This window comes from Dietzia sp. DQ11-38-2 (assembly GCF_014145055.1).
Classification (GTDB): Bacteria; Actinomycetota; Actinomycetes; order Mycobacteriales; family Mycobacteriaceae; genus Dietzia.
Genome location: NZ_JAALDW010000183.1, coordinates 1 through 8,642 on the forward strand (window position 1 = coordinate 1; position 8,642 = coordinate 8,642).

At 70.0% G+C, this 8,642-nt stretch carries 9 protein-coding genes; 4 read left to right on the top strand and 5 right to left on the bottom strand.

Translation table 11 applies throughout. From position 1 onward, the window contains the following. Positions 1-722: endonuclease III (nth, locus tag G6026_RS06970; RefSeq protein WP_182612744.1), on the bottom strand; the 722-nt coding region annotated here is incomplete at its 3' end. 316 nt (positions 723-1,038) lie between these two features. Here nth and G6026_RS06975 point away from each other — a divergent pair. Continuing rightward, a complete protein-coding gene (locus tag G6026_RS06975) occupies positions 1,039-1,743 on the top strand; it encodes a Crp/Fnr family transcriptional regulator (protein ID WP_017838335.1) in 705 nt (234 codons plus the stop codon). Between the two features lie 103 nt (positions 1,744-1,846). Here G6026_RS06975 and G6026_RS06980 read toward each other — a convergent pair whose 3' ends face one another. From G6026_RS06980 to G6026_RS06990, 3 genes are read right to left on the bottom strand one after another with little or no spacing between them, the layout of a single operon-like run. Continuing rightward, the gene (locus G6026_RS06980) at positions 1,847-2,689 is read right to left on the bottom strand and encodes an MBL fold metallo-hydrolase (RefSeq protein WP_107755628.1); all 843 of its coding nucleotides are present in this window, start codon (positions 2,687-2,689) and stop codon (positions 1,847-1,849) included. A 32-nt stretch (positions 2,690-2,721) separates the two neighbouring features. Continuing rightward, positions 2,722-3,201, bottom strand: coding sequence for a RidA family protein (locus G6026_RS06985; protein WP_107755627.1), 480 nt, complete (start codon positions 3,199-3,201; stop codon positions 2,722-2,724). Then, positions 3,201-3,371 carry a hypothetical protein gene (locus G6026_RS06990; RefSeq protein ID WP_107755626.1) on the bottom strand — a complete coding sequence of 57 codons (171 nt, stop codon included), beginning with the start codon at positions 3,369-3,371 and terminating at the stop codon, positions 3,201-3,203. Before G6026_RS06990 ends, G6026_RS06985 begins: the two co-directional genes overlap by 1 nt. A gap of 65 nt (positions 3,372-3,436) precedes the next feature. On the opposite strand from G6026_RS06990, the gene G6026_RS06995 reads away from it, so the two are divergent. Continuing rightward, positions 3,437-4,516: an ArsA-related P-loop ATPase gene (locus tag G6026_RS06995; protein ID WP_182612745.1), complete on the top strand. Its 1,080-nt coding sequence runs from the start codon at positions 3,437-3,439 to the stop codon at positions 4,514-4,516. A gap of 2 nt (positions 4,517-4,518) precedes the next feature. Continuing rightward, on the top strand, positions 4,519-5,625 hold the full coding sequence (locus tag G6026_RS07000) for an ArsA-related P-loop ATPase (protein ID WP_107755624.1): 1,107 nt from the start codon (positions 4,519-4,521) through the stop codon (positions 5,623-5,625). A 99-nt stretch (positions 5,626-5,724) separates the two neighbouring features. Here the strand turns inward: G6026_RS07000 and G6026_RS07005 are convergent, their stop codons facing one another. Next, positions 5,725-6,102 carry a WhiB family transcriptional regulator gene (locus G6026_RS07005; RefSeq protein ID WP_170114850.1) on the bottom strand — a complete coding sequence of 126 codons (378 nt, stop codon included), beginning with the start codon at positions 6,100-6,102 and terminating at the stop codon, positions 5,725-5,727. A 269-nt stretch (positions 6,103-6,371) separates the two neighbouring features. Between G6026_RS07005 and G6026_RS07010 the strand changes: the two genes are divergently transcribed. Continuing rightward, on the top strand, positions 6,372-8,642 hold a 2,271-nt coding region (locus tag G6026_RS07010), incomplete at its 3' end, for a transglycosylase domain-containing protein (RefSeq protein ID WP_182612746.1).

Here is an 8,642-nt window from a genome sequence, read left to right on the forward strand (position 1 = left end):
GCCACCGGGTCGAGCGGGCCGACCTCGCCGGCGGACGGGCAGTCCGAGGCCAGGGCACACGCACCGCAGGCCGCCGTCCTCGCGTGACAGACCCGGCGACCGTGGAAGATGATCCGGTGGCTGGCGTCGGTCCAGGTGGGCCGGGGCAGCAGCGCGGCCACCTCGCGCTCGATGCGCACCGGGTCGGTGGCCTCTGTCCACTTCCACCGGGCGACCAGACGCATGAAGTGGGTGTCCACCGTCAGTCCGGGCACACCGAACGCGTTGCCGAGCACCACGTTGGCCGTCTTCCGTCCGAATCCGGGGAGGGTGACCAGGTCCTCGAGCCGCCGCGGAACCTCGCCGTCGAACTTCTCCACCAGCGCCGCACCCAGCCCCTGGATACTCCGCGCCTTGTTGCGGTAGAAGCCGGTCGGTCGGATCAGTGTCTCCAGTTCCTCACGGTCCGCGCCCGCGTAGTCGGCCGCGGTCCGATACCGGGCGAACAGCGCCGGCGTGACCTCGTTGACGCGCTTGTCCGTGCACTGCGCGGACAGGATCGTCGCGACGCTCAGCTCGAGCGGGTTCCGGAAATCCAGCTCGCAGTAGACGTGGGGGAACGCGTCCTCCAGGGTGCGGAGCATGCGCCGGGCGCGGCGGGTGCGCCCGAGGTCGGTTTCCACCCCCCTCGCGGCCACCCCTCGTCTGCGGCGCTTCACGGAAGCTGGAGCGGGGTCGGGCATGCGTCCACATTACGGCCCGGGCCACCTGCGGGTGAGCCGGCCGCACGTGCGCGTCGGCCCGCGGGGGTGTTTACTCGGGGGCATGCAGGGAATCCTCGTCGTCCTGGTCCCGGTCCTCCTCGCCGGGTTCGCCCTCTTGATGGACCGGTTCGAGGCCTCCATTCTGGCCGAGCCGGAGCAGATCGAGAACTGACCCACCCCGGTCGCCGCGGGTTGGTCACACCGGGGGCACCGGAACGGCTACAGTGGCTCTCGCCACACGCACGCCATGGCGCGGACCTCGCTCGTCCTCGCCCGAACGGGAGGGTCACGGACTGTGACGATAGATCGCCGCACGGACCAGTCGGCCGACGACGTACTCACCCGGGCCGGCATCTTCCAGGGTGTCGAGCCCGCGGCCATCTCGGCGCTGCGTGCCGACCTGACCCGCGAGGAGTACTCGAAGGGTGATGTGATCATCCGCGAGGGCGAGCAGGGCGACAGCCTCTACATCGTCACGTCGGGCAAGGTGAAGCTCTCCCGCAAGGCCCCGGACGGTCGCGAGAATCTGCTGTCCATCCTCGGCCCCTCGGACATGTTCGGTGAGCTGTCGATCTTCGACCCGGGCCCGCGCACCTCGTCCGCGGTCTGCGTCACCGATGTCTCCGTGCAGTCCATGGACCGCTCGGCCCTGAAGCGGTGGATCTCCGAGCGGCCCGAGATCTCCGATCAGCTGCTGAGGGTGCTCGCCCGCCGTCTGCGCCGCACCAACAACAACCTCGCCGACCTCATCTTCACCGATGTGCCCGGTCGCGTGGCCAAGGCGCTGCTGCAGCTGGCCCAGCGCTTCGGCACCCAGGAGGGCGGCAACATCCGCGTGACGCACGACCTCACGCAGGAGGAGATTGCCCAGCTCGTCGGCGCCTCCCGCGAGACGGTCAACAAGGCCCTGGCCGAGTTCGCACACCGGGGTTGGCTGCGCCTCGAAGGCAAGAGCGTCATCATCTCCGACACCGAGCGCCTGGCCCGGCGCGCCCGCTGAGGCCCGCCGAGCCGCCCCGGCCCATCGACAAGAGCGTTCCGCACACCTCCCTCGAGAAGGGGTGCGGAACGCTCTTGTCGTAGGGCGGGCCGGGTCGGCCGGTCTAACCGGACCGATCCAGATAGCGCAGGGCCACGAGGGTGGACTGCTCGGCCACTTTGAGCAGGAACGGAGAGACATCCCGGTAGATGTGCTGCGTGATGACCTCGGCGGACGCATCGGGTCCCAGCACGTCCCGGGCTGCCGCGATCTGCTCTAGCCGGTCCCGCCGGTGACGGGCCAGCACCTGGGCGGCGCGAGCGGTATCGGCCACATCCGGACCGTGGCCGGGGATGCCCACCACGCCGTCGGCGCGGGCGGACAGCTGGTCGAGGCTCTGTAGGTAGTCCCCCAGATCGCCGTCGGTGGAGTCCAGAACGGTCGAGTCGCGACCCAGGATCGTGTCGCCGAGCACCACACAGTCCGCGCGCGCGGTGAACCCGGCACCCGCCGGACGCACCTCGAGACTGATCGAGTCCGCGGTGTGCCCGGGAGTGGCCAGCACGGTGAGGTCCAGCCCGGCGGCGTGGATCACCTCGTCGTCGTCGCCCCCCGTCACCAACGGCGCCGCATCCCGGCAGTACACCGGTCCGACCGCCCGGACCGGCGCGCCGGTCAGCGCCCGGAGGTCGTCGATCCCGCCGGTGTGGTCCCCGTGTCGATGGGTGATGACGACGAGCTCGATCTCGCCCACGATCGCGGCGATCCGCTCAGCGTGCGCGCGATTCTCCGGCCCGGGGTCCACCACCACGGCGGTGCGCGATCCGGGGGCCCGCAGCACCACCGTGTTGGTCCCCTCGAAGGTCATCTCCGAGGGGTTGTCGCAGAGGATCACCCCGGCCAGGTCCGTGACGGGGCGCAGGGTCTCGTACGCCGGGAACGTGATCGGGGCCAGGCCGCCGGTCATCGGCATTCTCCGTCCCGGGCCACCGTCCGGCCCTATCCCTCGACCTCGACGATGAGCTCGACCTCGACGGGCGCGTCGAGCGGCAGCTCGGAGACCCCGACCGCGGAGCGGGCGTGGACGCCGGCGTCCCCGAACACCTCACCCAGCAGATCCGAGGCGCCGTTGACCACCGCGGGCTGGGCGTTGAAGCCCGGGGCCGACGCGACGAAGCCGACGACCTTGACGATCCGCACCACCGAGTCGATGCCCACCAGGCCGTCCACGGCGGCGAGTGCGTTGAGGGCACAGGTCCGGGCGAGATCAGCCGCCGTCTCCGGGGACACCGCGGCACCGACCTTGCCGGTCGCGGCGAGAGCGCCGTCGATCATCGGCAGCTGACCGGAGGTGTAGACGTAGGCGCCCGTCCGCACGGCGGGCGCGTAGTTGGCGAGCGGGGGGACGACGGTCGGCAGGTCGATCCCCAGCTGCTCGAGCTTGCGGGTCCAGTACCCGCCGCCCTCGCCCTCCGGCATCAGAGCCGACGCTTGAGGTAGGCGACGTGCTGCTCACCGGTGGGGCCGGGCAGGACGGAGACCAGCTCCCAGCCGTCACCGCCCCACTGGTCGAGGATCTGCTTGGTGGCGTGGGTGAGCAGCGGGACCGTCACGTACTCGAACCGGGCTGCGGGGGTGGATTCGCTCATGCCCCCACTCTAGGGAAGTCGCCGGCGGCCCGCGCGCCGTGGTGGAACCGCTTAGGGTGGACCGCATGCCGTCCACCGACACACCAGGAACGCAATCGACCCAGTCGGGTACGTCGAGTCAGTCCGTGAGGTCGACGATCGCCGACGAGCTGTCCACCGGCTGGTCCGACGCCTCCGCCCGCGCGGACCTCCACTACGTCTCCGGCAAGGGGGGCACCGGCAAGACCACGGTCGCCACCTCGCTCGCGCTGGCACTGGCCTCGACCGGACAGCGCGTCCTGCTGGTGGAGGTCGAGGAACGCCAGGGCATCGCGCGGATCTTCGACCGCTCGCCGCTGCCGTACCGCGAGGAACTCGTGGCCCGGGTCGACGGCGGTGGCAAGGTGTTCGCGCTGGCCATCGACATCGAGGCCGCGATGCTCGACTACCTCGACACCTTCTACCACCTCGGGGTGGTGGGCAAGGTGATGAAGTCGGTGGGCGCGATCGAATTCGCCACCACCATCGCACCCGGCCTCAAGGACGTTCTCCTGACCGGCAAGATCTACGAGGTCGTCACGCGCCAACACGCCAAAAAGGAAGTGGTGTACGACGCGGTCGTCGTCGACGCCCCGCCCACCGGTCGCATCGGCAAGTTCCTCGACGTGACCACCGCGATGGCCGACCTCGCCGCCGGCGGGCCCATCCGTCGTCAGGCCGATGCCGTCGCCGAGCTGGTCCACTCCCCGCAGACGGTCGTGCACCTGGTGACCCTGCTCGAATCGCTGCCCGTCCAGGAGACCATCGAGGCGATCGAGGAGCTCCGGTCCCATGATCTGCGGGTGGGTCAGGTGATCATCAACCGAGCGGAGACCCGGCACCTCGACGACGACGCGCTGCAGCGGATCGCCGAGGAGGACATCGACGCCGAGGCGGTGCTGGCCGGTCTCGAGGAGACCGGTGTGGAGCTCGACGACGAGGGGCTGCAGGGGCTCCTGGTGGAGGCCATCGAGCACGCCCGCGTCGCACGCGGACAGCTCACCGCCGGCGAGACCCTGACCTCGTCCGGCTGCCCGACCCTCGTGCTGCCGGCCCTGCCCAACGGCGTCGAGGTCTCCGACCTGTACGACCTCGCCTCCGCCCTCGCCGACCAGGGAGTGCACTGATCATGACTCGTCGTCTCGACATCACCGGACTGCTCACAGACCCGGCGACCCGGGTTGTGGTCTGCACCGGCGCCGGCGGGGTGGGCAAGACCACCACCGCCGCCGCGGTGGCCCTGCGCGCCGCCGAACTCGGCCGCGACACCGTGGTCCTCACCATCGACCCGGCCCGGCGCCTCGCGCAGGCGCTGGGGATCGACGACCTCTCGAACGAACCGTCCCGCGTGGACCTGGGACCGGAGCACGCGGATTCGGACGGGTCGTTGCACGCGATGATGCTCGACATGCGTCGCACGTTCGACGAGCTGGTCATCGCCAACACCACGGCCGAGAAGGCGCAGTCCATCCTGGACAACCACTTCTACAAGACCATGGTCACCTCGTTCGCTGGGACGCAGGAGTACATGGCCATGGAGAAGCTGGGGCAGCTGCTCGACGACTCGACGTGGGACCTCGTCGTGGTCGACACCCCTCCCTCACGCAACGCGCTCGACTTCCTCGACGCCCCGCGCCGCCTGGGCGCCTTCATGGACAGTCGCCTCATGCGGGTGTTCGCGGCGCCCGGCCGCGGCGTCGGCCGCTTGATGACCGGTGCCATGAGCACCGCCATGCGGGGGGTGTCGGCGGTCGTCGGGTCCTCCATGCTCAAGGACGCCTCCGAGATGGTGGTGGCCCTGGACTCCACCTTCGGCGGGTTCGCCACGCGGGCCTCCCGCACCCAGGCGATCCTGCGGCGCAAGGGCACCGAGTTCCTGGTGGTCTCCTCCGCGGAGCGGCCCGCCCTCCGCGAGGCCGCGTTCTTCACCGAACGACTGTCGGAGGAGTCGATGCCGCTCGCGGGGGTCGTGATCAACCGCACCCACCCGCGGCTCACCGACCTGACAGCCGAGCAGGCGTGTGCGGCCGCCGACCGGTTGGCGGGGAACCCCGAGGCGGAGGCGGTGCTGCGGATCCACGCCGACCGGGCCGGGACGGCCAAGCAGGAGGTCCGCCTCCTGGAGTCCTTCACCGACACCCATCCGGATGTGCGGATCGTGGGAGTGCCCTCGCTCCCGTTCGAGATCTCCAACCTGGAGGCGTTGCGCTCGGTCGGCGACCAGCTCTGCGGGTGAACCGACTGAGTGGGTGAACCGGCGCCGGGCCTGAACACACGACGCGACCCGCGGCGGGAGCCGCGGGTCGCGTCGTGTGGGGTACGGAACCGGTGGGAGTCAGTAGATGACGGTATGGCGTTCGATCTGCTGCGCGAAGAAGTCGGCCCAGGACCGCACCTCGGGGTGCTGCTTGAGTAGGGCGCGCCGCTGCCGCTCGGTCATCCCGCCCCAGACCCCGAACTCCACGCGGTTGTCCAGCGCGTCGGCGCGGCACTGCAGGAGGACCGGGCAGTGGCGGCAGATGGACGCTGCCTTGCGCTGCGCGGCGCCGCGGACGAAGAGCTCGTCCGGGTCGATGTCCTTGCACCGGGCCTGGGCGACCCACTCCTGGCGCCCCTCCCCGATGATCGTCTCCTCGGAACCGAGGGGATTGCTTGAGCCGGGGCGGACCCCGGCGTCGTCGGTCCGGGAGGTCCCGGGAAGGGTGGCCGTCATCGATGTACCCCTGTCTGTGTGGAGTCGCGGACGGGTCTGCCGCACACGCCTCCGGCCTTCTGGACCCGCCCGGCGCGGCGGGCCCACGGTGTCCGCGGGAGCCTCTCGGCGGTGAGGGCCGTCACACGACCTCATCCGGGTTCGAAACGTCCCGCGTTCTCTAATATTGTTACCGCAGTCACACAACAGAAGTAAAGAGTCGTGTGCGTCGGAGGCCTCGCGGGGTGGCGGGACGGGGGTGTTCACGTACTCTTGGCCCCGTGTCGGGTATGAGTTCGCTGGGAAAGCTGGTCGCGACCTGTGTCGCGGCCGGGGTGGTCGCGGCCGGATCATTGTTCCCGATAGCCGGGGCGGCGGGGCTGGCCTCCAACAAGATGGCGGATTCCCTGTCCGGGACCTCGGCGGACCTGATCAAGGGCGATCTCCCGTCCATCTCGACGGTCACCGACTCCGAGGGCACACCGATCGCCTGGTTGTACGACCAGCAGCGCGTGGTGGTCCCGAGCGATCAGATCTCGCAGAACATGAAGCTGGCGATCATCGCGATCGAGGACCGCCGGTTCGCCGACCACAACGGTGTGGACTGGCGGGGCACGATCCGCGCGGCGCTCACCAACGCCACGTCCGGCGACGTCCAGCAGGGCGCCTCGACCATCGATCAACAGCTGGTCAAGAACTACCAGTTCCTCGTCTCAGCGGAGAACGACGCGGAACGGCGAGCCGCCGTGGAGACCACCCCGGCGCGCAAGATCAAAGAGATCCGGATGGCGCTCACGCTGGACGCCGAGATGAGCAAGGACGACATCCTCAGCAAGTACCTCAACCTGATCTCCTTCGGCAACGGCGCCTTCGGCGTCCAGACCGCGGCCCAGACGTATTTCGGGGTCGACGCCTCCGAGCTGACCGTGCCGCAGTCGGCCATGCTCGCCGGGATGATCCAGTCCACCAGCATGTTCAACCCCTACGCCCACCCCGAGGACACCAAGGACCGTCGCGACACCGTCATCGACACCATGGTCCAGACCGGCGCGATCACGCCGGCGGAAGGCGCGGCCTTCGCGGCCGAGCCCCTCGGCGTGCTGGAACGCCCCAACTCGTTACCCCGTGGCTGCATCACCGCCGGCGACCGAGGGTTCTTCTGCGACTACGTACTGGACTACCTGGACCAGAACGGTCTGAGCCGCGAGATGGTCCAGGAGGGCGGGTACACCATCCGCACCACGCTCGACCCGACCGTCCACGACTCGGTCCAGCGGTCGCTCAACACCTACGGCAACCCGACGGGCCAGGGCGTGGCGCAGGTCATGAGCGTCGTGCGTCCGGGCCGGGATTCCCACAAGGTCGCGGCGATCGCCTCCAGCCGCCGGTACGGCCTCGAACTGGGTGACAGCCAGACGGTCCAGCCCCAGCCGTTCTCTCTGGTCGGCGACGGCGGCGGCTCGGTGTTCAAGGTCTTCACGGTGGCCGCGGCCATGGAGAAGGGGATGGGCACCAACACCACGTTGTCCGTTCCGCGCCGCGTGCAGGTCTCCGGCCTGGGCGCCGGTGGCGCCCCCGGATGCCCGCCCGGCCAGTACTGCGTGGAGAACGCCGGGTCGTACCCGGGGTCACTGTCCGTGGCGGACGCGCTGGCCCAGTCGCCCAACACGACCTTCGTCAACCTCATCAAGGACGTCGGGGTCGCTCCCACCGTGGACATGGCGGTGCGTCTCGGGATGCGGTCGTACGACCGCAAGGGCACCGCGGCGGACGGCGACTCGATCGCCGGGTTCATCAAGAAGAATAACCTGGGATCGTTCACCCTCGGACCCACGGCGGTCAACGCCCTGGAGTTGTCCAACGTCGGGGCCACCCTGGCCTCCGGGGGAACCTGGTGTCCGCCGAGCCCCATCGAGTCGATCACCGACCGCACCGGGGCGCCGGTCGAACTGAACGAACCGAGCTGCGAGCAGGTGGTCGAGCCCGGGTTGGCGAACACCCTCTCGGTGGCCCTGTCCAAGGACCACGTGGGAGCCGGCACCGCCGCGGGCGCGGCGGGGGCCGCCGGATGGGGCCTGCCCATGTCGGGCAAGACCGGAACCACGGAGGCCAACCGTTCCTCGGCGTTCCTCGGGTACACCAACAACTACTCGGCGGCCGTCTACGCCTTCAACGACGGCACCACCACGAGCGAGCTGTGCACCAGCCCCCTGCGCCAGTGCGCGTACGGCAACCTCTTCGGTGGTCTCGAGCCTGCCAACACCTGGTTCTCCGCGTTCACCCCGATCGCCCAGATCTACGGCCCGGTCCAGCTGCCCGCACCGGATCCCGCCTACCAGGCCGGAACCAGCGGCGCGGCGCTGCCCGATGTCGAGGGGATGAGCCAGTCGGCGGCGACCTCGCTGCTCACCGGCGCCGGATTCATCGTCAACACCCAGTTCGTCTCCGGCACCGGACGCACCTACGGGATCGTCGTGGGTCTCGACGGCGGGACCGGGATCCCCGGATCCCAGGTCACCCTCCGCGTCTCCGACGGCTCGGGGGGCGGCGGCCGGGCCGCG

Coding starts and splice junctions, on each gene's coding strand:
- G6026_RS06980 (WP_107755628.1), bottom strand. CDS start 2,689: ATGACCGGCGGCCTGGCCCCGATCACGTTCCCGGCGTACGAGACCCTG.
- G6026_RS06985 (WP_107755627.1), bottom strand. CDS start 3,201: ATGCCGGAGGGCGAGGGCGGCGGGTACTGGACCCGCAAGCTCGAGCAG.
- G6026_RS06990 (WP_107755626.1), bottom strand. CDS start 3,371: ATGAGCGAATCCACCCCCGCAGCCCGGTTCGAGTACGTGACGGTCCCG.
- G6026_RS06995 (WP_182612745.1), top strand. CDS start 3,437: ATGCCGTCCACCGACACACCAGGAACGCAATCGACCCAGTCGGGTACG.
- G6026_RS07000 (WP_107755624.1), top strand. CDS start 4,519: ATGACTCGTCGTCTCGACATCACCGGACTGCTCACAGACCCGGCGACC.
- G6026_RS07005 (WP_170114850.1), bottom strand. CDS start 6,102: ATGACGGCCACCCTTCCCGGGACCTCCCGGACCGACGACGCCGGGGTC.